Source organism: Pseudomonas sp. GW821-FHT01A09 (assembly GCF_058986725.1).
Map to the genome: position 1 here is coordinate 1 of NZ_JBYSWB010000017.1, position 22,662 is coordinate 22,662.

20 protein-coding genes and 1 pseudogene are annotated in these 22,662 nt (G+C 62.9%); 10 read left to right on the top strand and 11 right to left on the bottom strand.

All coding sequences use genetic code 11. The annotated features are described in order from the left end of the window. Nucleotides 1-109: 109 nt before the first annotated feature. Together AC3WJP_RS18855 and AC3WJP_RS18860 are read right to left on the bottom strand one after the other, a co-directional pair. Nucleotides 110-1,696, bottom strand: a complete 1,587-nt coding sequence (locus AC3WJP_RS18855) for an ABC-F family ATPase (protein ID WP_493722209.1) — start codon at nt 1,694-1,696, stop codon at nt 110-112. Between the two features lie 12 nt (nt 1,697-1,708). Then, nucleotides 1,709-1,927, bottom strand: a pseudogene (locus AC3WJP_RS18860) (hypothetical protein); the annotation flags it as partial. Nucleotides 1,928-2,417: 490 nt separating this feature from the next. Between AC3WJP_RS18860 and AC3WJP_RS18865 the strand changes: the two are divergent. Continuing rightward, nucleotides 2,418-3,473 carry a hypothetical protein gene (locus tag AC3WJP_RS18865; RefSeq protein WP_493722210.1) on the top strand — a complete coding sequence of 352 codons (1,056 nt, stop codon included), beginning with the start codon at nt 2,418-2,420 and terminating at the stop codon, nt 3,471-3,473. Nucleotides 3,474-3,794: 321 nt separating this feature from the next. Here the strand turns inward: AC3WJP_RS18865 and AC3WJP_RS18870 are convergent, their stop codons facing one another. The 3 genes from AC3WJP_RS18870 to ku form a co-directional block, all read right to left on the bottom strand. After that, the gene (locus AC3WJP_RS18870; RefSeq protein ID WP_493722211.1) at nt 3,795-5,732 is read right to left on the bottom strand and encodes an autotransporter family protein; all 1,938 of its coding nucleotides are present in this window, start codon (nt 5,730-5,732) and stop codon (nt 3,795-3,797) included. Beyond that, nucleotides 5,620-6,333: a hypothetical protein gene (locus tag AC3WJP_RS18875; protein ID WP_493735685.1), complete on the bottom strand. Its 714-nt coding sequence runs from the start codon at nt 6,331-6,333 to the stop codon at nt 5,620-5,622. The genes AC3WJP_RS18870 and AC3WJP_RS18875 overlap by 113 nt, the downstream gene beginning before the upstream one ends. A gap of 124 nt (nt 6,334-6,457) precedes the next feature. After that, a complete protein-coding gene (ku, locus tag AC3WJP_RS18880) occupies nt 6,458-7,366 on the bottom strand; it encodes a non-homologous end joining protein Ku (RefSeq protein ID WP_493722213.1) in 909 nt (302 codons plus the stop codon). A 350-nt stretch (nt 7,367-7,716) separates the two neighbouring features. Between ku and AC3WJP_RS18885 the strand changes: the two genes are divergently transcribed. Then, complete coding sequence (locus AC3WJP_RS18885; protein ID WP_493722214.1) at nt 7,717-7,989, top strand: DUF1652 domain-containing protein; 273 nt, start codon at nt 7,717-7,719, stop codon at nt 7,987-7,989. A gap of 98 nt (nt 7,990-8,087) precedes the next feature. On the opposite strand, the gene AC3WJP_RS18890 is transcribed toward AC3WJP_RS18885, so the two are convergent. Together AC3WJP_RS18890 and AC3WJP_RS18895 are read right to left on the bottom strand one after the other, a co-directional pair. Next, entirely contained in the window at nt 8,088-8,393 is a 306-nt protein-coding gene (locus tag AC3WJP_RS18890; protein ID WP_493722215.1) for a peptidylprolyl isomerase, read from the bottom strand. A 45-nt stretch (nt 8,394-8,438) separates the two neighbouring features. Further along, nucleotides 8,439-10,142 (bottom strand): ATP-binding protein, encoded by a 1,704-nt coding sequence (locus AC3WJP_RS18895; RefSeq protein WP_493722216.1) that lies wholly within the window; start codon nt 10,140-10,142, stop codon nt 8,439-8,441. Between the two features lie 85 nt (nt 10,143-10,227). Here AC3WJP_RS18895 and AC3WJP_RS18900 point away from each other — a divergent pair, with 85 nt between their 5' ends. Continuing rightward, nucleotides 10,228-11,385 carry a PilT/PilU family type 4a pilus ATPase gene (locus AC3WJP_RS18900; RefSeq protein WP_493722217.1) on the top strand — a complete coding sequence of 386 codons (1,158 nt, stop codon included), beginning with the start codon at nt 10,228-10,230 and terminating at the stop codon, nt 11,383-11,385. 114 nt (nt 11,386-11,499) lie between these two features. Here AC3WJP_RS18900 and AC3WJP_RS18905 read toward each other — a convergent pair whose 3' ends face one another. From AC3WJP_RS18905 to AC3WJP_RS18915, 3 genes are all read right to left on the bottom strand, one after another. Next, entirely contained in the window at nt 11,500-12,270 is a 771-nt protein-coding gene (locus AC3WJP_RS18905; RefSeq protein ID WP_493722218.1) for a 3-hydroxybutyrate dehydrogenase, read from the bottom strand. An 88-nt stretch (nt 12,271-12,358) separates the two neighbouring features. Continuing rightward, a complete protein-coding gene (locus AC3WJP_RS18910; protein WP_493722314.1) occupies nt 12,359-13,294 on the bottom strand; it encodes a class I SAM-dependent methyltransferase in 936 nt (311 codons plus the stop codon). 119 nt (nt 13,295-13,413) lie between these two features. Then, nucleotides 13,414-15,096: an AMP-binding protein gene (locus AC3WJP_RS18915; protein WP_493722219.1), complete on the bottom strand. Its 1,683-nt coding sequence runs from the start codon at nt 15,094-15,096 to the stop codon at nt 13,414-13,416. A gap of 262 nt (nt 15,097-15,358) precedes the next feature. Between AC3WJP_RS18915 and AC3WJP_RS18920 the strand changes: the two genes are divergently transcribed. From AC3WJP_RS18920 to AC3WJP_RS18945, 6 genes are all read left to right on the top strand, one after another. Continuing rightward, nucleotides 15,359-15,685: a thioredoxin family protein gene (locus AC3WJP_RS18920; protein WP_493722220.1), complete on the top strand. Its 327-nt coding sequence runs from the start codon at nt 15,359-15,361 to the stop codon at nt 15,683-15,685. 203 nt (nt 15,686-15,888) lie between these two features. Continuing rightward, complete coding sequence (locus AC3WJP_RS18925) at nt 15,889-16,707, top strand: sugar phosphate isomerase/epimerase family protein (RefSeq protein WP_493722221.1); 819 nt, start codon at nt 15,889-15,891, stop codon at nt 16,705-16,707. Nucleotides 16,708-16,751: 44 nt separating this feature from the next. Further along, nucleotides 16,752-17,549, top strand: a complete 798-nt coding sequence (locus tag AC3WJP_RS18930) for an AraC family transcriptional regulator (protein WP_493722222.1) — start codon at nt 16,752-16,754, stop codon at nt 17,547-17,549. Between the two features lie 92 nt (nt 17,550-17,641). Then, entirely contained in the window at nt 17,642-18,601 is a 960-nt protein-coding gene (locus tag AC3WJP_RS18935; RefSeq protein ID WP_493722223.1) for a quinone oxidoreductase family protein, read from the top strand. 96 nt (nt 18,602-18,697) lie between these two features. Beyond that, complete coding sequence (locus AC3WJP_RS18940; RefSeq protein WP_493722224.1) at nt 18,698-20,362, top strand: MFS transporter; 1,665 nt, start codon at nt 18,698-18,700, stop codon at nt 20,360-20,362. Further along, on the top strand, nt 20,359-21,537 hold the full coding sequence (locus AC3WJP_RS18945; protein WP_493722225.1) for an HlyD family secretion protein: 1,179 nt from the start codon (nt 20,359-20,361) through the stop codon (nt 21,535-21,537). Before AC3WJP_RS18940 ends, AC3WJP_RS18945 begins: the two co-directional genes overlap by 4 nt. Nucleotides 21,538-21,566: 29 nt before the next feature. Here the strand turns inward: AC3WJP_RS18945 and yghX are convergent, their stop codons facing one another. Then, a complete protein-coding gene (gene yghX / locus AC3WJP_RS18950) occupies nt 21,567-22,454 on the bottom strand; it encodes a YghX family hydrolase (protein WP_493722226.1) in 888 nt (295 codons plus the stop codon). Between yghX and AC3WJP_RS18955 the strand changes: the two genes are divergently transcribed. Beyond that, on the top strand, nt 22,453-22,653 hold the full coding sequence (locus tag AC3WJP_RS18955) for a hypothetical protein (RefSeq protein ID WP_493722227.1): 201 nt from the start codon (nt 22,453-22,455) through the stop codon (nt 22,651-22,653). The genes yghX and AC3WJP_RS18955 overlap by 2 nt on opposite strands. The last annotated feature ends 9 nt before the right edge of the window (nt 22,654-22,662 follow it).

Consider the following 22,662-nt stretch of genomic DNA (forward strand, 5'->3'; position numbering starts at 1 on the left):
CCCCCCCCCCCCCCCCCCCCCCCCCCCCCCCCCCCCCCCCCCCCCCCCCCCCCCCCCCCCCCCCCCCTCACTACAGAGGAGCAAGCCTCTTACCAGAGTGGGGCAGTGCTTAGAGGACCACACCCTGACTGCGCAGGTAGTCATCGTATGTGCCGCTGAAGTCGGTCACGCCACTGGGGCTGAGCTCGATGATGCGGGTGGCCAGCGACGAAACGAATTCCCGGTCATGGCTGACGAAGATCAGCGTGCCGGGGTAGTTTTCCAGCGCTAGATTGAGCGACTCGATGGATTCCATGTCCAGGTGGTTGGTCGGTTCGTCCATGATCAGCACGTTGGGCTTTTGCAGGATCAGCTTGCCGAACAGCATGCGACCTTGCTCACCCCCGGAAATCACCTTGACCGACTTGAGAATCTCGTCGTTGGAAAACAGCATCCGGCCCAAGGTGCCGCGAATCATTTGTTCGCCTTGGGTCCACTGACCCATCCAGTCGAACAGGGTGACGTCGTCTTCGAAGTCGTGGGCGTGATCCTGGGCGTAGTAGCCCAGCTCGGCGGCGTCGGTCCACTTGATGCTGCCGGCGTCCGGGGTCAGTTCGTCGACCAGGGTGCGCAGCAGGGTGGTCTTGCCGATGCCGTTCGGGCCGATGATGGCGACGCGTTCGCCGGCTTCGACCTGGAAGCTGAAGTCCTTGAACAGCGGCTTTCCGTCAAAGCCTTTGGCCATGCGCTCGACGATGACCGCCTGACGATGGAGCTTCTTGTTTTGCTCGAAGCGAATGAACGGGCTCACACGGCTCGAAGGCTTGACCTCGGCCAGCTGGATCTTGTCGATCGCCTTGGCGCGGGACGTGGCCTGCTTGGCTTTCGAGGCGTTGGCCGAGAAACGGCTAACGAAGGATTGCAGTTCCGAAATCTGTGCCTTCTTCTTGGCGTTGTCCGACAACAGTTGCTCGCGGGACTGGGTCGCCACGGTCATGTATTCGTCGTAGTTGCCCGGGAACAGGCGCAGCTCGCCGTAATCCAAGTCAGCCATGTGGGTGCACACGCTGTTCAGGAAGTGACGGTCGTGGGAGATGATGATCATCAGGCTGGAACGCTGGGTCAGAATGTTTTCCAGCCAGCGGATGGTGTTGATGTCCAGGTGGTTGGTCGGTTCGTCGAGCAGCAGGACTTCAGGGTCGGAGAACAGCGCCTGGGCCAGCAGTACGCGCAGCTTCCAGCCAGGCGAGACTTCGGTCATGGGGCCGAAGTGCTGCTCCAGAGGGATACCCAGGCCCAGCAGCAGCTCGCCGGCGCGGGATTCGGCGGTGTAGCCGTCCATTTCGGCGAATTCGGTTTCGAGCTCGGCGACGGCCATGCCGTCTTCTTCGCTCATTTCCGGCAGCGAATAGATGCGGTCACGCTCGGCCTTGACCTTCCACAGCTCCTCATGGCCCATGATCACGGTGTCGATCACGGTGAATTCTTCGTAGGCGAATTGATCCTGGCGCAGTTTACCCAGGCGCACGTTCGGCTCCAGCATCACTTGGCCGCCGGTCGGTTCGAGGTCGCCGCCGAGGATTTTCATGAAGGTCGACTTGCCGCAACCGTTGGCGCCGATCAGGCCATAACGGTTGCCGCCGTTGAACTTGACCGAGACGTTCTCGAACAGCGGCTTGGAGCCGAACTGCATGGTGATGTTAGCTGTGGAGATCAAAGGGATTACCTATCAATAACTTACGGAGTGCTGTTGTCTGCCGATACCAATTTGCAGTTTCTCCAGCTCGCTCCAATCTGAACTTGAGTTGACCCAACGCGCATACGTTGTCGGCAGCATCTGCACACTGTGGCCGAGCTGCTGGACTATGACTGCGGGATTCAAACCGGACATTAAGCATATTGTCGCATAGGTGCGGCGGCAGTTGTACGGTGGGTGGTAACTGATTCCGGCGGCCTCCATGGCTCAAGGAGCCGTCTGCTACCGAGTTTCTGGCTGTCAGGGGCTGTCGTGCGTCCCGCACCAGCAGTGTCCAGGTAGGAAATATCCGAATCTCTGGTTTTTTCAGGCACGTGAGGTTGTTTAGCGAGCGGCGAGCGGGTTATTGAACGATGGGCCTGGGTATCGAGGTTGAGCTGGCTATGGGGCTGCACGACTCGGGGCCTGGGTAGAAACGTCTTTGCTTGCAGGAGTCATGCTGATGCCTATTGAATTAGATCGCAGTGTCAAGGGGGGGACGAATCCGCGCGAACGCCCCAAGACAGTCCGTCCTGCACCTTCCCCGCTATCGAGGGAGTTGCGTAGATGCACCAATGGCGTCGATCAAAACCGTCTGCTTCGCTATAGCATGGTGGGGGGCTCGGCAGGGGCTATAGCGAGCACACTGATACCTGTCTTCAGCAGTTGGATGCCGGTGGCTGCGCTCTCCGGTATGGGGACCATGCTGGGCGCTGCCATGGCCATCCGCGAAGATAAAGAGCTGCAATCCAGGATAGATGCTTACCCGCAGCGTCTGGAGGAGATTCGGTACCATCCTGGTTACGCCAAAGAGACTGTGGACTTGCCAAGCGATCTATCCAGATGCAACCCGACGCTACGCGCCAAGCGTGCGAATTTGATTCACGATTTCTACCAACGCTATATCACCAGCCCTGCGTACCAACAGGCCAGAGAATCCGCCGAAGGAGTGCTCGCGCAGTTCTGGCAATATCTGGAAGACGAGAAAGCCAAGCGCTCCGACATAACGTTCGAGGCGCTGTCCAAGAGGCAGGTGCAAACAGTGACCCGCACCATAAAAAGGCATCCCAAGTTGCAATGTGCGTTGGAGAATCGCCTGCTAGAGGATGGTCGAGGCAAGATCGATATCTTGTTCACTATCCCGGAAAAAGATCAGCACGCTGCGCAAACGCAACGGGACAGGGAGGAAGCGATCGAAGCGCATGAGCAGGCGTGCGATGAAGCGGGCAGCGAGAATGTGATCTCACTGGCGACGTGGTTCACCTTGCGGGGCGTGCCGTTCATTCATATCAATCCCGACCCGCTGCCAAGCACCGATGCGGTACGGCACGACACGTCAGCTGCCACTTCCGCGGTTTCCCCATTCCCCGCGCAACCCGCTTCTCAGCTACGTCAGCGACGAGGCAAACGGGCTAACGTCCATCCCGAACCCGCCGCAGCGTCCCCTGATCGCGGGCGGACAAAGCCGGCCAAGGCCGCTGCAGTCATCACCTATGGCGCAGCGATGCAAAGGCAAGTAGATCGACAATTACCCGCAGTATGTGCGGCGCAGTTGCAGAAAATCTCCCAGGACTTGTGCCTAGGGCGATGCGTGAGGAAGACGGTCAATGGCATGCTGGCCTACGACATTAGTATGGGGTCAGCCAATGGACGAGGAGCTTGGCGGCTACTGGTCAAGAAACTGCCCACGCCAGGGACTGCAGCCTACGAGTTCTATGGGATCGTGGATTATCACAAAGCAGTGCCGGAGTTCTGGTGACAGCTTGAACGCTAACGAGGCCTGCGGCCCATCCCACAGATGAAGAAAAACCCAGACAAAGAAAAGCCCGCGATGGGGCGCGGGCTGAAGGGATCACACAAAGGAGTGACTTGAAGATGCGCTTTGGCGCGTGAACGAGTCGTGAAATGGATGTCGATGAATCGGAAACTTGGTCTATTGACAAATCCCAGGCAAGAAAAAGCCCGCGATGGGAGGCGGGCTAAAGGGATCACACAAAGGAGTGACTTAAAGATGCGCCTCAGGGCGTGAACAAGGCGTGAAATGGATGTCGACGATTCGCAACACGTGACCATTCGTCGCCTACCACGAGACGCGCAGCCCCAGGGTGCCTTGCAGTGATTCCTCGGCGACGCTGTCGAGATTGCGACTGTAGCCGACGCTCAGATAGAACTGCGTGCTGTTATTCAGCCTTGCCGCGATGCCGCCGCCCATGTCCAGCGTGGTGCTGCGCTGGCGGCTATGCAGGGTTTCGGTGCGATCATAGGTCACGCCGTCGTCGCCCCCTGAAGTGCGCCACAGATCGGTACGCAGATACGGCTGCACTGGCACGCCGCGAATCTGGTAGTCGCCCAGCAGCCTGGCACCGAGGCGGCCGCGCCAGGTGGTCGGGTTATCGAAAGCCACCTTGGCGATCGCATCGTGGCTATCATCGAGGTCGATGCGCTGGGCGACCAACTGCGCCTGCGGCTCGACCCGCCAGTGAGGGCCGATGGGGAGGGGATAGCCGACCTCCGCAGAGGCGCTGACCGCGTGGCCGTCCAGATCGAGGGTCAAGCCGCGTTCCGACCGGCTGCGACCGTCGTAGCGGGTGCCCATCAGTACCAGGTCCAGGTACTGCTCTTTGGGACCGATCAAGGTCCAATAGGCGCCCAGGCTGTCGCCGTCCAGGCGCAGACGACCAGCGCGGGTGTTGTCGAAGCCCAGAGCGAAGCCTTTGACGTCGCCGCCCAGATGCGCGTGGCTGACGAATACGCCGCCGCGCTGCCAATAGCCGTCGTCGCTCAGGTGAGCGTAAAGATCATGACCTATCTGATAGCCGTCGATGCTGGCGTTCAGACTCGGCGCGGCATCGCCGGCCCAACGCTGGCGCAGGCTGTTGCCAAACACCCGGGCCCAGCCGGCGGGCGCCCATCCGGTCTCGTGCAGCAGGCGTTGGCTGCCTTGGCGCTCGTGGAAGGTCCCCAGGCTGGTTTGTGCCAGCAGCGCCGCGGCAGGAGGGACCGCGCTGTACAGTGGCACCTCGACGCGGTACAGCGCGATGCTCTGCCCTGGGGCGGCCACCGGCAAGACGGGGGTACCGACCGCTGCGATGGGTGCACTTTGCGCTATGGGTTCAGTAGGTGGAAAGGGCTCGCTCGGGGTGCCCGGCGTCACTGGCGTGACTGGCGAACCGGGCGAACCGGGCGTGACGGGCGGGATTGGCGGTGCAGCCGCCGGCAGTGCCACGACACTGGAACGCAGGTACCAGCTGTTCTCGCTGCCCGCCGTAACGCCGCCCTTGAACAGGTAATACTGATACGCCCCGGCGGATACCGCGCCAGCGAGGGAAAACGCCCCGTTGCTGCTGGTCGCACCGTTATTGGCCTCGACCACTTCAATACCGTTGGCGGTAGTGAGGGCGCCAGTGCCATTGAGGTTGGTGACGTTGATCGCCGTGGTGCCGCTCAACGTCCCTTGCGACACCATCAGCCGATCGGATGCCGCGCCATCGCCTGCCAGCACGCTTTGCACGCGTAATTGGCCGTTGCTGCCGGTGTAGTCGCCGATGATGGTCAGGCGATCGTCGGCGTTGCTGCCGCTGCGGGTCAGGTCGATCAACCCGGCGTTGTCGACGGTGACGTTCCGGCCTGCGGTGAAAGGCCCGACGCTGCCCTGACTGGCGCTCACCACGCTGCTGCCATCGATGCCAAGGCTGCCAGTGCCGGTCACCGTATCGCCCAGCACCAGGCGGTCGGCGAGATCCAGGCTCGAGGCGTTGGTGAGGTTGACTGCCTCGAAATTGCTATAGCGCGCGCCATTGCCGCTGCTGGTGTGGTCGAAGGTCAGGGTGTCGACGCCGGTGCTGCCATCGATACCGGCACTGCCGGCCAGCAGGGTCTCGTTGAGGCCGCTGAGCAATACGCTGTCAGTGCCATCGCCCATTTGAACAGTGCCGGCGATGGTACCGCCGTCGCGCCAGGTGAAGCGGTCGTCGCCGAAACTCATCAACACGTTGCCACCCACAATGCCGCCGCTCACGGTGACTACGTCGTTGCCACCGCTGACACTGATATTGCCGCCGATGCTGCCGCCGGTGACGCTGATGGTGTCGCGCCCGAAGCCGGTGACCAGATTGCCGATGATGCGCCCCCCCGGATAGCTCGAAGATATTGTTGTCCAGCTTCATGTCGACGCGCCCGATGGTGCCGCCAGTCATGGCCGCCACATCGCCATCTTCAAAGGCACCGACGATGGTGCCACCGGTCATGCGGAAGGTGTCGCGGCCGTCACCCTGGGCCAGCGACGCGATCCGCCCGCCGCTCATGACGAAGTCGTCGATGCCATCGCCCTGGTTGATGGCACCGCCGACGGTACCGGAGGCGATGGTGATCTGGTCGGCGCCAGCGCCAAAGATAACGGCGCCGGTAATGGTACCAGTGCCTGAGGCTGGCAAAGTCAGACGGTTGTTGCCCTGCAGGTCGGTGAGACTTGCAGCCGTGCCGCTGTCACAGACGTACGCATCGTCGCCCAGGGTGGGAGAGAAACTGCAGGCGCCGTGAGCAGCCTGGGCAAATACGACCAGCGACGTGAGCGTCGCCAAACCTGAAAACCGTAATACACGCATCCGCTCGCCTTCCATGCACAGGTGCGGGAGCGGTTCAATGCGAATAGGCCGGTAGCTCCGTACCTTGAGGACTCTTCTAGTCCGTAAGGTATAGATGCGTATCGGAACAGATACAACCTAGTAGTTCTGCGAGCTTGACTCAGGAGGCCTTCTTGGTCCGGCGGGTTGCCGGCTTGGTGGCGGGCGCAGCCTTGGCCGTGCGCTTGCGCGGTGCCGCTGCCTTGGCCGGCGCCTTGTCCTTGGCGGCCTTGGGCGCGGGTTTGCCACCCAGGCTACGCTTGAGCAGTTCAGTGAGGTCGATGACATCCGCACTCTGCCGTTCGTCCTGCGACTCGCCGGTCTCGACGTCCTCGATCTTGCCGTCCCGAGCCTTCTTGTCGACCAGGGCCATGATCTTCTCTTCGAACTGATCGACGTAATCCTCCGGCTGCCAATCGCCGCTCATGTCGTCCACCAGCCGTTGCGCCATGTCCAGCTCCTTTTTGCTCAGGTCGGCTTTCTTGACCGCATCGCCGAGCTCCAGGATCGACAGCTCACGTACTTCAGCGGGCCAGCGCAGCTTCACCAGCACCAGCGCATCGTCCAGCGGCATGACCGCCGCCAGGTACTGGCGGGTGTGCAGCACCACCTGGGCGAGGGCGACTTTCTGGCTGCGGATCAGCGTTTCGCGCAGCAGTGCATAGACCTTCTCGCCGCGCCGATCGGGTGCGAGGAAGTAGGGCGTATCGATGTTCTGCAAGGGGATCTGGTCACTGGCGACGAAGGAGAAGATCTCGATGGTCTGGGTCGAGACGGGGTGGGCGTTGCGAATCTCGTCCTCACTGAGCACCACGTAGCGGCCTTTTTCGTATTGCACGCCCTTGACGATGTCGTCCTTGTCCATCTCCTCGCCCGTTACCTTGTTGATGCGCTTGTAGCCGACCGGGTCCATGCTGCGCTTGTCGAGCCAGTCGAAATCGACTCCCTTGGAGGCAGTGGCCGACACCAGCGCCACGGGGATATGCACCAGTCCGAAACTGATCGCGCCTTTCCAGATTGCCCGTGCCATTGCCAGTACCTTTCAAAAGTGGAAGTGATGAACAGGGGACATTCGGGTGCGGCTACAAGTTGCAGGCGCTTCGCTTTGGGGCGCACGGCCATGCAAATTGCAGGGCGCATTTTCAGCCATCGTGCAATACGCATGCTGGCTTTTTAGCGAATTCTAAGCTTTATGATCTAACTGATTGATTTTCATAGTGGAGACGAACGGTATCAGCGCAGGCACAAAAGCTGCTGCTATACAGCAAGAGTCCACGGACGCGTTCATGTCGAACGAGCACTGGTTACGGTTAGGCAGCGGTTTGCCGCCTCTGTTCCCCGCGGGTGCCACGGACTCTAAAATTACAAGGAGATGTCGCTATGCTGTCCACTCTAGAACTTCGCAACATTATTGAAAGCAGCTTTCTGCCAATGCGCTGCCAATGCACCCAGGCTCAGGACAAATCCCTGACCGTGCGGGTGTTCGACCAGAAGACCGATCACGTCGACTTGACGGTTACCGGCATCAACACACAATCCTTGACCAGCAGCCGCGCCATTTCCAATCTGGTCGCAGGCTTGCGCAGCGACTTGGCGCTGAACCACAAGAAAGGCCAGATCGAACAAGCCAAGCGCGCCAGCGCAGCGCTCTGACAGCGACTACCCGACACCGGGCCGACATCAGATGAGCCGCCGACACCCTCGGGTGTCGGCGGCTTTTTCATGTTCGCTTGGTAGATGCGAGAGCACCCTCAGTCCCGGTAGAACACTTGAACCAGGTGGTAACCGAACTTGCTCTTGACCGGCCCATGCACCACGCGCAGAGGCTTTTTGAAGATGATCTGGTCGATGGCGCCGATCATCTGCCCCGGTCGCACTTCACCCAGATCGCCGCCGCGCTTGCCCGACGGGCAGATAGAGAACTTTTTCGCCAGCACATCGAAGGCTTCACCCTTGGCGATGCGTTGCTTGAGTTGTTCGGCCTCGTCGCTGGTCTTGACGAGGATGTGCCGGGCTTGTGCTTTCACGGGAGCGCTTCTTTCTCTGTAGGGTTGCATGGCTGGCGCAGCGAACTGCGCGTATTGCGAACTATGCAAAGCGAGCTAGGCATTGATCATGTCGCGAATCTTGTTCGCCAGGACGTCAATGGTAAAGGGTTTGGCGACCATGTCCGTAGCGTCGTCGAGAAAATGTTGTTTTTCCGCGGCCTTCTCGGCGTAACCGGTCATGAACAGCACCTTGAGCCCCGGCCGGTGCTGGCGCGCGATCTCCGCCAGTTGCCGCCCATTGAGGCCCGGCAGCCCGACGTCGGTAACCAGCAGGTCGATGCGCAGCGAGGATTCGAGCAGCGGTATGGCGGTGCGCGCATCGGCGGCGGGGTGGCCGCGGTAGCCCAGTTCGTCCAGTACGTTGAGCACCAGCATGCGCACGGCCGGATCGTCCTCGACCACCAGCACGCTTTCGCCTTGCTGGGCGCGCGGGATGTTTTCCGGTGTCTGCAACACGTTTTCCACTTCGGCGGTGTCCGCGTGGCGGGGGAGGTACAGGTGCACGCCGGTACCTTCGCCGACAGTGCTTTGCAGGGTGACATGGCCGCCGGATTGCTGGGCGAAGCCATAGATCATCGACAAGCCCAGGCCGGTGCCCTGGCCGGTGGGTTTGGTGGTGAAAAACGGGTCGAAGGCCTTGGCCAGCACAGCCGGTGACATACCCGAGCCGGTGTCGGTGACGCTGATCATCACGTACTCGCCGGCAATCACCGGCTCCAGGCCCAACTGCCTTGCGCTGCCATCGAGCACGCAGTTGGCGGTCTCGACCCGCAGCACGCCGCCATCGGGCATGGCATCGCGGGCATTGATGACAAGGTTGAGCAGGGCGTTTTCGAGTTGGTTGGCATCGGTGTCGACGGGCCAGATGTCGTGACCGAAGCGTATGCGCAATTCGATGTGCTCGCCTTTGGTGCGGCTGAGCAGCTCTTCGAGGGAGTGCACCAACTGGTTGGGGTCGATGCGCTGGCGGTTCAGCGATTGGCGCCGCGAGAACGCCAGAAGACGGTGGGTAAGCGCGGCGGCCCGTTGCGCCGAGGTCACCGCGGCTTCGGCGAAGCGGGCGATCTCGGCGCTGCGGCCATTGGCGATATAGCGCTGCATCAGATCCAGGCTGCCAATGATGCCGGTCAGCATGTTGTTGAAGTCGTGAGCGATACCGCCGGTCAACTGGCCCACGGCTTCCATCTTCTGGGCATGACGCAGGGCGTCCTCGGCGCGCTCGCGCTCTTGCATCTCTTCCCGCAGGCGTTGGTGCATCTCGATGCTGGCCTGGGAGCGGCGTTGCAGTTCGGCCTGCACCTCCAAGCGTGCATTGGCCTCGATGGCGGTGACCAGGATACCGCTGATATGGCCGCTTTCGTCGCGCACCGGGCTGTAGGTGAGGTCGAGCCACACCTGGGCCTCATGGTCGCCACGGGGCAGCGAGAAGCCTTGCTCGACATAACTGCGGACTTCGCCGCCGAGCACCGCCTGGTAGATCGAATCGGTGAACGGGCGCAGTTCCGGCCAGATCAGATCGACCGGTTGTCCGAAGGCGCGGGGATGCTTGCTGCCAGCCAGCAGCGCGAAGCTATCGTTATACAGCTGGCACAACTGTGGCCCCCACAGCAGCAACATCGGCATGGGGGCGTGGATGATGATATCCACGGCGGTGCGCAGACTCTGCGGCCAATCCTGCGGCGCTGGCAGCGGACTGCCGCTGGCCTGCAGTCGCGAAACGAGCGTGGCTGCCATGCCGCCCTCGGACAATCCGGTCATTGCGTTACCCTTTATTTGCACGTTGGCCTGAAAAACCGCCAAGCTATAGCTTACTTCCTATCGATTGCCCGCGGACTTTGCCCCAATGGATATCCAGGCCCTGTTGAAAACCCTCGTCAGCCAGGACGGCTCCGATCTTTATCTGTCCACGGGAGCACCGCCTTGTGCCAAATTCAACGGCGTACTCAAGCCGTTGAGCAGTGAATCGCTGAAACCGGGCGAGATCGCCGTCATTGCCATGGACATCATGGACGCCGAACAGCGCGCGGAGTTCGACCGCGATCTGGAAATGAACCTCGCACTGTCGATGCACGGCGTCGGGCGCTTTCGGATCAATATCTTCAAGCAGCGCAACGAAGTGTCCATCGTTGCGCGCAACATCAAACTCGACATTCCCAAGTTCGAAGACCTCAAGCTGCCGCCGATCCTGCTCGACGTGATCATGCGCAAGCGCGGGCTGGTGCTGTTCGTCGGCGCCACGGGGTCGGGCAAGTCGACCTCGCTGGCGGCGCTGATCGACTATCGCAATCGCAGCAGTAGCGGCCACATCATTACCATCGAGGACCCGGTGGAGTATATCCACCGGCACAAGAAGTCGATCATCAACCAGCGCGAAGTCGGGGTCGACACCCGCAGCTTCCAGGCGGCGCTGAAGAATACCCTGCGCCAGGCGCCGGACGTGATCCTCATCGGCGAGATTCGCGACCGCGAGACCATGGAGCATGCGCTGGCCTTCGCCGACACCGGTCACCTGGCGATCTCGACCCTGCACGCCAACAACGCCAACCAGGCGCTCGACCGCATCATCAACTTTTTCCCGGAAGACCGCCGCCCGCAATTGCTCAATGACCTGGGCAACAACCTGCAGGCGTTCGTCTCCCAGCGTCTGGTCAAGACCGTCGACAACAAGCGCCGGGCGGCGGTAGAGGTGATGCTGGGTTCTTCGACCATCCGCGATCTGATCCACCGCGGCGAATTCAGCGACCTCAAGGGCATTATGGAAAAGGCCGGCAATCAGGGCATGCAGACGTTCGACAGCGCCCTTTATGAGCTGGTCGTCGAGGGCGCCATCGATGAGGAAGAGGCGCTCAAGAACGCCGACTCGCAGAACAACCTGCGCCTGCGCCTCAAACTTCATGCCGACGGTGGCGCCACCCATACCACGGCGCCGGAGCCACCGACCCCGGTGAAGGAACTGCCCAAAGGCGACTGGGGGCTGGTCAACGACGAAGAGCAGTTTTGACGGCAGAGGTGTGCTGGGCCATCGGACCTCTTCGCGGGCAAGCCTCGCTCCCACGGTGTCAATTGTGGGAGCGAGGCTTGCCCGCGAAGAGGCCAATCCGGCTAACATCAGGACTCAGCGCGCCAGCCAGCCACCATCGACATTCCAGGCCGCGCCGCGGACCTGGCTGCCGGCTTCGCTGCACAGGAACAGCACCAGTTCACCCAAGTGCGTGGGGGTGACGAACTCCAGTGAGGGCTGCTTCTCGGCCAGCAGTTCGCTTTGCGCCTGTTCGGCGTCGAGGCCCTTGGCGATGCGCGCATCGATCTGCTGTTGCACCAGAGGCGTCAGCACGAAGCCCGGGCAGATGGCGTTACAGGTGACCTGGGTAGTGGCGGTCTCAAGGCCCACTACCTTAGTCAGGCCGATCACTCCATGCTTGGCCGCGACGTAGGCAGCCTTGCCGACCGAACCGACCTGGCCGTGCACCGAGGCGATATTGATGATCCGTCCCCAGCCACGCTCGCGCATGCCAGGCAGGCTGAGGCGCGTGGCATGAAACACCGACGACAGGTTGATGGCGAGGATGGCGTCCCACTTTTGCACTGGGAAATCTTCGACCGCGTCGACGTGCTGGATCCCGGCGTTGTTGACCAGAATATCGACGCCATTGAATTCGTCGCGGGCGTAGTCGACCATCGCCGCGATCTGCTGCGGATCGCTGACATCCGCCGGATGATGGCCGACACGCGTGCCATGGGCCGCCACTTGCGCGAGGGCGGCGCTGGCATCGCCAAAGCCATTGAGGATGACGTTGGCGCCCGCCTTGGCCAGGCATAGCGCGATGCCCAGGCCGATGCCGCTGGTGGAGCCGGTGACCAGTGCGGTCTTGCCTTGCAGAGTCATGGTCTATCTCCCGATGTTGTTATGGTTATCACTGCTGTCTTTGTAGCAGTTGCGGGGAAATCTGCCGTGCTTGCCGGTCGATAGCCGGCTACTCGGCGAACACCAGAGCCTTGAGCCCGGCCTCGGGATCGATATCGACGAACTCCGGCGGATTCTGCAGCCGTTGCTGAAAGCGCAACTGCGGCGTCTCGGTGGCCATGCAGTCGATCAAAAAGTCGGCGCCCACCTGCGGATCGTTGAGGCAGGCCAGTACCTGACCACCCGGGTTGAGCACTAGCGGCAGGCGCCGCAGGACCTTGCGGTAATCCTGGGTCAGGACAAAACTGCCTTTCTGGAACGATGGCGGGTCGATGATCACCAGATCATAAGGGCCGGCCTTGATCACCTTGCCCCAGGACTTGAACAGATCGTGGCCCATGAAGCTGACCTTGCTCAGGTCATGATCGTTGAGGCGGTGGTTGTCGCGCCCGCGGCTCAGGGCAGCCTTGGCCATGTCGAGGTTGACCACACTGGTCGCGCCACCTGCGATCGCCGCCACGGAGAAACCACAGGTGTAGGCGAACAGATTGAGCACGCGTTTGCCTTGGGCGTGGGCCTGCACCCATTGGCGGCCGTAGCGCATGTCGAGAAACAGCCCGGTATTCTGCGAGCGCCCGAGCTCCAGCTGGTAGCGCAGGCCGTTTTCTTCGATCACCCAGGGCGAGACGATTTCGCCGAGCAGGCATTCGGTGGGGCTGGCGGGCAGGTAGCGGTGTTGCAACAGCAGCGCCTTGCCTCCCGCATCGACCCAGGCCGGTCGATCCGCCCATTGCAGCAGCAAGGTTTTCAGCGCCTGCAGTGGCGCGGGCTCAGGCTCGCGGAACAAGGACACCAGGACCATGCCCTGCAGCCAGTCCACCGTCACCTGCTCAAGCCCCGGCCAGCGCTGCCCGCGCCCGTGCAGCAGGCGCCTTGCCTCGCCGACAGGCTGGGCAAGGGCGAGGTCGAGGTGTTGCTGCAGCACGGTCAAGGCGTCGGGCGTCATGGGGATGGCGATCACAGGCAAAAACAGGGGCGCGCATTCTAGCGGGTTTCATGCAGCTCTGGTGGCCAACGCCGAGGTGAGGTAGCAAAGCCCCTTACCTCGTTTGATCGCTGCTGCCGTCAGTGGTTGAAGTCATCCTCGAAATATTCCTGATCACGGCGCAGCGCCGATTCGCGTACCCGCGCTTCCAACAGGCGCAATTCCACCCGGCGGATCTTGCCGGAGATGGTCTTGGGCAACTCGGTGACGAATTCCAGGCGCCGCACCCGCTTGTAGGGCGCAAGTTTCTCCCTGGCGAACACGAACAGCGTGCGTGCCAGGTCGGCGTCGGCCTCGACACCCTCGGCCAGAATCAGAAACGCCTTGGGCACCGCCAGGCGTTGCGGGTCGGGGCTGGGCACCACGGCCACTTCGACCACCGCCGGGTGCTCGATCAGCAGGCTTTCCAGTTCGAACGGGCTGATGCGGTAGTCCGACACCTTGAACACATCATCGGCGCGGCCGACGAAGGTGATATAGCCATCGCTGTCGATGGCAGCGGTGTCGCCGGTGCGGTACACGCCGCCGCGCATGGCTTCGGCGGTCTTCTCGGGGGCATCGGCGTAGCCGAGCATCAGCCCCAGGGGTGCGCTGGCCAGTGGTAGCGCCACCTCGCCTTCATTGGCCGGTTGGCCGTCGGGGTCGAGCAGCGCCACCTGATAACCCGGTAGCGGCCGGCCCATGGATCCTGGTTTGAGCACTTGGCCAGGGCTGTTGCCCACCAGCGCAGTGGTCTCGGACTGGCCGAAGCCGTCGCGCAGATTCAGGCCCCAGACCGCCTTGATGTGTTCGATGATTTCCGGGTTCAGCGGCTCGCCGGCTCCGACCAGCTCACGCAGTTGACCCTGACGGCCCTTGAGGTCGAGCTGGATCAGCATGCGCCACACCGTCGGTGGCGCACACAGGCTGGTGATGCCATGTTGCGCGATGATCTCCAGCAAGGCGCCGGGGTTGAAGCGCGGGGTGTTATGGATGAACACGCAGGCGCCGGCATTCCAGGGCGCGAACACGCAGCTCCAGGCGTGCTTGGCCCAGCCCGGCGACGAGATGTTGAGGTGGATATCCCCCGGCTGCAGGCCGATCCAGTACAGAGTCGACAAGTGCCCGACCGGGTAGCTCTGCTGACTGTGCAGGACCATCTTCGGTTTCGACGTGGTGCCTGAAGTGAAATACAGCAGCGCCGGGTCGGTGGCCAGCGTCGGGCCGCTGGGGACGAAACTGGTCGGGTACAGGCGCGCGTCTTCATGATCGATCCAGCCGGGCACCCGGGCGCCGACGCTCAGGCGATTGTAGTCGCCGGCCAGGTCGGCGAACTTGTCGATCCACTCGCTGCCGGCCACGACATGACGGACCTGGCCGCGATCGAGGCGATCGCGCAGGTCTTCGCTGGTCAACAGAGTGGTGGCGGGGATCACCACGGCGCCGAGCTTGAAGGCGGCCAGCAGGGTTTCCCAGAGCGCGACGTGGTTGCCGAGCATCACCAGCACCCGATCCCCGCGGTTCACGCCCAGCCAACGCAGGTGATTGGCGACCTGATTGGAACGCTGCGACAGCTGCTCGAAGCTGTAGCGGCTGGATTGGCCATCGTGCTCGACGATCCACAGCGCCGTGGCGTCATTGCCCCGGGCCATGTCATCGAAGTAGTCCAGCGCCCAGTTGAAATGCGTCAATTGCGGCCAACGGAAATCCCGGGCGGCGGTGCTGTAGTCGGTGCGATGGGCAAGCAGAAAGTCTCGAGCGGCGAGAAACTCGGGGCAGGGCATGGCAGTGTCCTTTTTTTATTATTGTGCGGGTGCTGCGGCGGCGCTCGTGTACATCTGAATCGAGTCACGTTTTGCAGCCGCAGTCTGCACGCCAGAGTCTAGGTCAGCGCCGTGCATTTGAAATGGGTAAATCTGCCGAAGCGACATGCAAAATAACCACGCGTGTGTCGGCAGTTGCGGCCATCCAGCCTGACGGGTGACAGGGAACGTCCCATGCGCCTGGCCCTCCAACAGTCATGCCCAGGTCACTCGAGGAACCATCATGCTGGATACCTATAGCGCGGATCAGCCCGACCGCACCGACGTCAACGCCCGCAAAGGCTTTGCCGTGGTGGAGTTCGGCACGAACTGGTGTGGCCATTGTCAGGCTGCGCAGCCGCTGCTCAAGCAAGTCTTCGCCGATTTCCCGCAAGTCCATCACCTCAAGGTCGAAGACGGCAGTGGGCGACCGCTGGGCCGCTCGTTCCGAGTAAAGCTCTGGCCGACGTTGATATTCCTTCAGGACGGCCAGGAGGTGTCCCGCCTGGTGCGCCCCACGCGGATCAGCGACATAGAGGAAGCGTTCGAGCAGCTGACTCACGAGGCTTGATAACCCTTGGTTATGGTCAGGCCCATCCAGGTATGAGCCTTGTCCTCCGTGACTTTGTAAGATGATCGAACTCCATCCCTGTGGCGAGGGGGCTTGCTCCCGACAAGATTCGCATACATCCCATGTGGCCCCTGATACGCCGCATACAAAGCAAGCGCCCCCGCCACAGGGTCATCCGATCGATCGTATCCAAGGTCATACCCATGCCAGGCATCGGCGTCGCTCACTTGAGCGCACTTGATCTACCCCCCATCGCCTTCGCGCGCCAGGCCGCAGCCGCCGGTTTCAGTTCCATCGGCCTGCGCTTGAGCGCCGCCATGCCCGGCGGCCTGGCCTATCCATTGCGGGCGGCTTCGGCGCAATTGCGCGAGCTGAAGCAGGTATTGGCCGGCGAGGGGATTGCCGTAGCCGACATCGAGTTCGTCGCCTTGTTGCCCGATATCGATATCCCGCAGTTGCAGTGGATGCTCGAAGCCGGCGCCGAGCTGGGCGCCCGCAGTTTTACCGTGTCCGGCGATGATCCACATCGCCTGCGGTTGATCGAGCATTTCGCGCGGCTGTGCGAACTGGCGGCGCCCTTCGGGCTGCGCATCGACCTGGAGTTCATGCGCTGGCGTGAGGTCGCGGATCTGTCCGCTGCCGTAGCGGTAGTGCAAGGTGCCGCTCAGGCCAATGGCGCGATCCTGCTGGACGCGCTGCATCTCTATCGCAGTGGTGGTGACGCTGCAAAGGTGGCGGCTTTGCCGCCGGGATTGATCGCCGCCGTGCAGCTGTGCGATGCGCCCCGGCAGGCGCCGCCGCCGGAACTCATCATCCAGGAGGCGCGGGAGGGGCGGCTGGCTCCGGGGCAGGGCGAGTTGCCATTGACCGAGCTGTTGGCGGCGTTGCCCGGTCCTGTCGAATTCAGCGTCGAGATGCCCGCACCCCAGTTGGCCGTCGGCGAACGCCTGGCGTTGGGCTACGGCGCTACCCTGCAATTGCTGGGCGACGTCGGAGCGATCTACCCGCGCGGTCAAGAGTGATATCCTGCTGGCCGTGACTTCCTGACACCCGCGATCTCGACACCATGGCCCTCGCCGCACCCCCCGACTTGAGCGACCCCAGCCTTCCGGTACTGCCTCTGGCGCGTACCTATGCCCGTGGGCACTTCACCGAGCCCCATTGCCACGACTGGGGGCAGGTGCTGTATGCCGTGTCCGGAGTGATGTGGGTCGAGACCCCGCGCGAGGCCATCGCGGTGCCGCCGCAACGGGCCGTATGGCTGCCGCCGGGGGTGTCCCATGGGATCCGCGTAGTGTCGGACCTGCAGATGCGCAATATCTATCTGCGCCCGGCGCTGGCGGCGACGCTGGACGCGCAAGTGCGGGTGCTGGAGGTCAACGGCCTGCTGCGCGAGTTGATCGTCGGGCTGGTTGCCCAGGCGTATGATCCCCTGGGCCCGGCTGGCGGCGTCGAGCCGCAGTACTACGAAGCGCTGGTCGGCCTGGCCTTGCTGGAGCTCAAGCGCGCCCAGCATCGCGGCGCCAGTATTCCCATGCCCGAGCACAGCGATCGGCGCCTGCGCAGCCTGTGTCAGGCGGTGATCGACTCGCCGTCGCTGGATATCTCCTTCGAGCAGCATGCCGAGCAGGTCGGTGCCAGCGTGCGTACCCTGGCCCGACTGTTCCAGGCCGGCATGGGTGTCGGTTTTGCGCAGTGGCGTCGCCAGGTGCAACTGGCCACGGCGACCGCGCAGTTGCTGCAAGGGTTGCCGGTCAGTCGAGTTGCCCATGCGCTGGGGTATTCACCCAGCAGTTTCAGCGACATGTTTCGCCGCGAGCGCGGCATGACGCCATCGGCCTTCGTGCTGCAAGCTGGCCGGTAAACCGAAGTCCTTGGCTGATACCCCCTGCGTAGCCGCCATACACTGGCGCCTCAGTCAATCGACAGCCTATCGATCAACCCCAAGGAGCCTCCATGCAAGCCCTGCAATTTTCCCGCACTGGCGATCTTGCCGCGTTGCAATGCGTTGAAGTGCCGCTACCCGTCGCCGCCCCCGGCCAGTTGCTGGTACAGGTCAAGGCCGCCGGCCTGAACCCCAGCGATGTCAAGAATGTGCTCGGGCGCTTCCCCTACACCACCTTGCCGCGTATCCCTGGCCGCGATTTCGCTGGCGTAGTGGTCGAAGGGCCGCAGGAGTGGGTGGGTCAGGAAGTCTGGGGCACGGGCAGCGATCTGGGGTTTTTCAATGATGGCTCACACGCTGCCTATCTGACCCTGCCCAACGGCGGGGTGGCGCGCAAGCCGCAGTCCTTGAGTTTCGCCCAGGCCGCCAGCCTCGGTGTGCCCTATACCACGGCCTGGGACGCGCTGGAGCGTAGCGGCGTGAAGCAAGGCACGCGGGTGCTGGTGATCGGCGGTAACGGTGCGGTCGGCAGTGCGGCATTGGCCTTCGCCAGGATTCGCGGCGCTCAGGTGCTAGGGGCGGTGCGCAAGCCGGAGCAAGCCCAGGCGCTGCGCGCCAAGGGCTATGAAACCCTGGTGCTGGAGCAGCCCGATAGCCTCGCCGCGCAGGTCCAGGCGGTATTCGAGGACGGTGCCGAGGTGATTTTCGATACCACTGGTTTCTGGCTGCCGGCGGCGGTAGGCGCGCTGGCCAAGTTTGGCCGCATCGCCATCATCGCCGCACCGGTGGATGGTCATGTGCAATTGCCGGCGCTGGCGCTGTACCGCAAGGGCGGCTCGGTGGTTGGGAGCAACTCGCTGCTGTACGACTGCGCCGCCTGTGCGCGGATGCTCGAGCACTTTGGCGGCTACTTCGACCAGGGCTTGCTGGCGATGCCCGAAGACCTGCTGGAAGTGCCCTTGAGCGAGGGGCCGCGGCGCTTCGCCGAGGTGAATGCGGGCAGCAGCGACAAGGTGATTCTGGTGCCTTGAGCACGGCGTGAGGGGCCACTCAAGGAACATTGGCAAGCCACCGCTGCCTGAGGTCTACTACGCGTGCGCATACACGCTCGTCGACAAGGCCACCCGATGGATCGCTACGCCCCTCACAACTGGCAACCCCACGAACGGCCGAGCATGCCCGGCTCGCCGTCGACGCCGCTGCACTCGACTCCCAAGCGTTACGCCTTCGCCGCCGTCGGCTTGCTGGTCGGCATTACCGGCGGCCTGGGCAACGCGCTGGTCACTGCCAATCTGGTGTACCTGCAAGGCGCGCTTGGCGCCACCACGGCGGAGATGGCCTGGTTGCCCGCAGCCTACGTCATGACCAACGTCTCGATGAACCTGCTGCTGGTGAAGTTTCGCCAGCAGTTCGGCCTGCGCGCCTTTACCGAGGTGTTTCTGGCGCTCTACGCACTGGTCACTTTTGCCCACCTGTTCGTCAACGACCTGGAGTCGGCCATTGCCGTGCGCGCCGCCCACGGCATGGTTGGCGCAGCGCTGAGCTCCCTGGGCCTGTACTACATGATCCAGGCGTTCCCGGCCAAGTGGCGACTCAAGGCGCTGGTGCTGGGATTGGGCACGGCGCAGCTGGCGGTGCCCCTGGCGCGGTTGTTTTCCGAAGACCTGCTGCAGATTGCCGAATGGCGCGGCCTGTATCTGTTCGAATTGGGCCTGGCGTTGTCGGCCCTGGGTTGCGTGTTGCTGCTCAAGCTGCCGCCGGGGGACCGCTTCAAGACGTTCGAAAATCTCGATTTCCTTACCTTCGCCTTGCTTTCCACTGGTGTCGGCCTGCTGGTCCTGGTGCTGTCGTTGGGGCGCATCGACTGGTGGTTGGAGGCGCCCTGGATCGGCTGGGCCTCTGCGGCGTCCATCGCCTTGATTCTGGCCGGGCTGTGCATCGAGCATAACCGCACCAACCCCTTGCTGATGACCCGCTGGCTGGGCAGTGGGCCGATCTTTCGCTTGTTTCTGGCGGTGCTGCTGATTCGCATGGTCACCTCCGAGCAGTCCACCGGTGCGGTCGGCTTCATGCAGTACCTGGGCATGAGCAGCCAGCAGTTGTACAGCCTGTACGTGGTGATGCTGATCGGCGCCGTGGCCGGGCTGGTGACCAGCGCTCTGACCATCCATGCCGATCACCTGTTCATGCCGCTGCTGGTGTCGCTGGGCATGATGGCGATCGGTGGGGCACTGGACAGCTTCTCCAATAACCTCACGCGCCCGGCCAACCTGTACCTGAGCCAGTTTCTACTGGCGTTCGGCAGTACTTTCTTCCTGGGCCCGACCATGGCCCTGGGGGTGCGCAATGTGGTGACCAACCCGCGCAACCTGGTCAGTTTTTCAGTGATGTTCGGTATCAGCCAGAACCTCGGCAGCCTGGCGGGCGCGGCGTTGCTGGGCACCTATCAGATCGTGCGGGAGAAATACCACTCCAGCTATATCGTCGAACGCCTGGTCATGGACAATCCACTGGTGGCCGCGCGGGTGCAGAGCGGCGCCAACAGCTACCTGTCGAGCATCCCCAATGCCGCCGCGCGCAACCTGCAAGGCACCAGTTCACTGGCCAGCGCCGCCACGCGCGAAGCCAATATCATGGGCTATAACGATGTATTCGCCTTGATCGCGATCATTGCCACCCTCACGCTGATCTGGCTGAGCATCCGCGTCCTCTGGCTTAAAAGCACCACCCGCAGAGCCGCTGCAGCGGCCACCACGACCTCGACCACGACCCCTGGCGCCCGTACTTCATGACCGAACCGACCACCACGACCACCAACGCCATCGCCGCCACCCCGGAAGGACAGACACCGCCACCCGCCGCAACCGCCGCCGCCGCCGCCGCCACCGAGCCGCGTTCGCGCCGCACGCGCGTGCTGTCGGCCATGCTGTTCGGCACTGTCGCCCTGGCCGGCGTGCTGATCGTGCTCTATGCCTGGCAGCTGCCGCCGTTCAGCAGCAAGATCGAGTCGACCGAAAACGCCATGGTGAGGGGCCAGGTCACGATCATCAGCCCGGAGACCTCGGGCTATGTCTATGAAGTGGCGGTGCAGGACTTTCAGTTCGTCAAGGCCGGCGACCTGCTGGTGCGCATCGACGACCGTACCTACCACCAGCAGCTCGACCAGGCTCTGGCTCAGGTGCAGGTGCAAAAGGCCGCGCTCGACAACAACACCCAGCAGCAACGCAGCGCCGAGGCGACCATCGCCTTGCGCCAGGCCGCCATCGCCGACGCCCAGGCCCAGGCCGACAAGAGCGCCGCCGACCTGCGCCGCAATCAAGCCTTGATCAGTGATGGTTCGGTGTCCCGCAGCCAGCTCGATGTGGCCCGTGCCGCCAACGCCCAGGCCGTGGCCGCGGTAACCCAGGCCAAGGCCAATCTGGAAATTGCCCGCCAGGACCTGCGTACCGCTGTCGTCAATCGGGGTTCGTTGCAGGCTTCGGTGGCCAATGCCGAGGCGGCGGTGCAGCTGGCCCGCATCAATCTGTCCAATACCCGCGTGACGGCGCCGCGCGACGGCCAGTTGGGGCAGATTGGCGTACGCCTGGGCGCCTATGTGAGCGCCGGCACGCAGTTGATGGCGTTGGTGCCGGATACCTTGTGGGTGATCGCCAACCTCAAGGAAACCCAGATGAATCACGTGCGGGTCGGCCAGCCGGTGACCTTCACGGTCGATGCGCTGGACCACCAAAAGCTGCGCGGACACGTGCAGCGCATCGCCCCGGCCACCGGTGCGGAATTCAGCCTGTTGCAAGCCGACAACGCCACCGGCAACTTCGTCAAGATCGCCCAGCGGGTGCCGGTGCGCATCAGCGTCGATCCCGACCAACCCCAGGCGCAGCGCTTGCGTCCGGGGCTGTCGGTGGTGGTGAGTATCGATACCGGATTTGTGGTGGAAGGCGATCGTGGAGAAACGCCGCAGCCTTGATGGCTGTCGGTGTCTGCCGTTGCTGCGCTTCAGGCCAGATAGCGCTTGAACCAGGCGATCGTCCGATTCCATGCCAGCTCCGCTGCGGCCTTGTCGTAGCGGGGCGTCGAGTCGTTATGAAAACCGTGATTGCAGCCCGGATAGATATACGCTTCGTACGTCTTGCCATCCGCCTTGAGCGCTTTTTCGTAGGCGGGCCAGCCTTCATTGATGCGCGTGTCGAGCTCGCCATAGTGCAGCAGCAGCGGTGCCTTGATGCGCGCCACGTCCTTGGCCTCCGGCTGGCGACCGTAGAAGGGCACCGCTGCGGCCAGCTCCGGGTAGGCCACGGCAGCGGCGTTGGCGACGCCGCCGCCATAGCAGAAACCGGTTATGCCGACCTTGCCGGTGCCGGCATCATGCTGCATCAGCCATTCGACGGCGGCGAAGAAGTCGTTCATCAGCTTGGTCGGGTCGACTTTTTCCTGTAGCTCGCGTCCCTTGTCGTCGTTACCCGGATAGCCGCCCATGGAGGTCAGGCCGTCGGGGGCCAGGGCGATGAAACCCGCCTTGGCCACGCGCCGGGCGACGTCTTCGATATACGGATTCAAGCCACGGTTCTCGTGTACCACGACCACGCCGCCGACCTTGCCGGCGGGTTTGGCCGGCCGCACCAGATAGCCGCGGACCTGGCCGTTGCCTTTGGGCGAGGGATAGGTGATGTACTCGGCGACGATATCCGGATCGGTGAACTCCACCTGCTCGGCCAGCGCGTAGTTGGGACTGAGCGACGCCAGCAGCGCACTGGCACTCATGCCCGCAACGGTAAAGGCAGCGGCGCGATCGAGAAACTGCCGCCGGTTGATCCGGCCGTGGGCGTAATAGTCGTACAGCTCCAGCAGTTCAGGGGCGAAGTCTTTGGCAGTGAGACGGTCCATGCAGCACTCCATGAGCGAGGGTGGGCGAGCCTTCTACTATGGTCGGGATTTGCTGATTGGGCCAGGTGAGGGCGTGGGCGCAGACACATTGTGCAAGGGAAAAGGCACGTTGCCCTGTGAAACCGGGCTTGTCATGCTCACAATGCCGCGCTTGGCTGCCGTGCTGCTGTACAGCATGGGCATGTTCAGCCACGGCTGATACTCCTCG

What these genes read in the sequence shown, in the direction of transcription:
- AC3WJP_RS18865 (WP_493722210.1), top strand. Translation starts at nt 2,418, where the DNA reads ATGCTGGGCGCTGCCATGGCCATCCGCGAAGATAAAGAGCTGCAATCC.
- AC3WJP_RS18875 (WP_493735685.1), bottom strand. Translation starts at nt 6,333, where the DNA reads ATGGAAGGCGAGCGGATGCGTGTATTACGGTTTTCAGGTTTGGCGACG.
- ku (WP_493722213.1), bottom strand. Translation starts at nt 7,366, where the DNA reads ATGGCACGGGCAATCTGGAAAGGCGCGATCAGTTTCGGACTGGTGCAT.
- AC3WJP_RS18885 (WP_493722214.1), top strand. Translation starts at nt 7,717, where the DNA reads ATGCTGTCCACTCTAGAACTTCGCAACATTATTGAAAGCAGCTTTCTG.
- AC3WJP_RS18890 (WP_493722215.1), bottom strand. Translation starts at nt 8,393, where the DNA reads ATGCAACCCTACAGAGAAAGAAGCGCTCCCGTGAAAGCACAAGCCCGG.
- AC3WJP_RS18895 (WP_493722216.1), bottom strand. Translation starts at nt 10,142, where the DNA reads ATGACCGGATTGTCCGAGGGCGGCATGGCAGCCACGCTCGTTTCGCGA.
- AC3WJP_RS18900 (WP_493722217.1), top strand. Translation starts at nt 10,228, where the DNA reads ATGGATATCCAGGCCCTGTTGAAAACCCTCGTCAGCCAGGACGGCTCC.
- AC3WJP_RS18905 (WP_493722218.1), bottom strand. Translation starts at nt 12,270, where the DNA reads ATGACTCTGCAAGGCAAGACCGCACTGGTCACCGGCTCCACCAGCGGC.
- AC3WJP_RS18910 (WP_493722314.1), bottom strand. Translation starts at nt 13,294, where the DNA reads ATGACGCCCGACGCCTTGACCGTGCTGCAGCAACACCTCGACCTCGCC.
- AC3WJP_RS18915 (WP_493722219.1), bottom strand. Translation starts at nt 15,096, where the DNA reads ATGCCCTGCCCCGAGTTTCTCGCCGCTCGAGACTTTCTGCTTGCCCAT.
- AC3WJP_RS18920 (WP_493722220.1), top strand. Translation starts at nt 15,359, where the DNA reads ATGCTGGATACCTATAGCGCGGATCAGCCCGACCGCACCGACGTCAAC.
- AC3WJP_RS18925 (WP_493722221.1), top strand. Translation starts at nt 15,889, where the DNA reads ATGCCAGGCATCGGCGTCGCTCACTTGAGCGCACTTGATCTACCCCCC.
- AC3WJP_RS18930 (WP_493722222.1), top strand. Translation starts at nt 16,752, where the DNA reads ATGGCCCTCGCCGCACCCCCCGACTTGAGCGACCCCAGCCTTCCGGTA.
- AC3WJP_RS18935 (WP_493722223.1), top strand. Translation starts at nt 17,642, where the DNA reads ATGCAAGCCCTGCAATTTTCCCGCACTGGCGATCTTGCCGCGTTGCAA.
- AC3WJP_RS18940 (WP_493722224.1), top strand. Translation starts at nt 18,698, where the DNA reads ATGGATCGCTACGCCCCTCACAACTGGCAACCCCACGAACGGCCGAGC.
- AC3WJP_RS18945 (WP_493722225.1), top strand. Translation starts at nt 20,359, where the DNA reads ATGACCGAACCGACCACCACGACCACCAACGCCATCGCCGCCACCCCG.
- AC3WJP_RS18955 (WP_493722227.1), top strand. Translation starts at nt 22,453, where the DNA reads ATGCAGCACTCCATGAGCGAGGGTGGGCGAGCCTTCTACTATGGTCGG.
- yghX (WP_493722226.1), bottom strand. Translation starts at nt 22,454, where the DNA reads ATGGACCGTCTCACTGCCAAAGACTTCGCCCCTGAACTGCTGGAGCTG.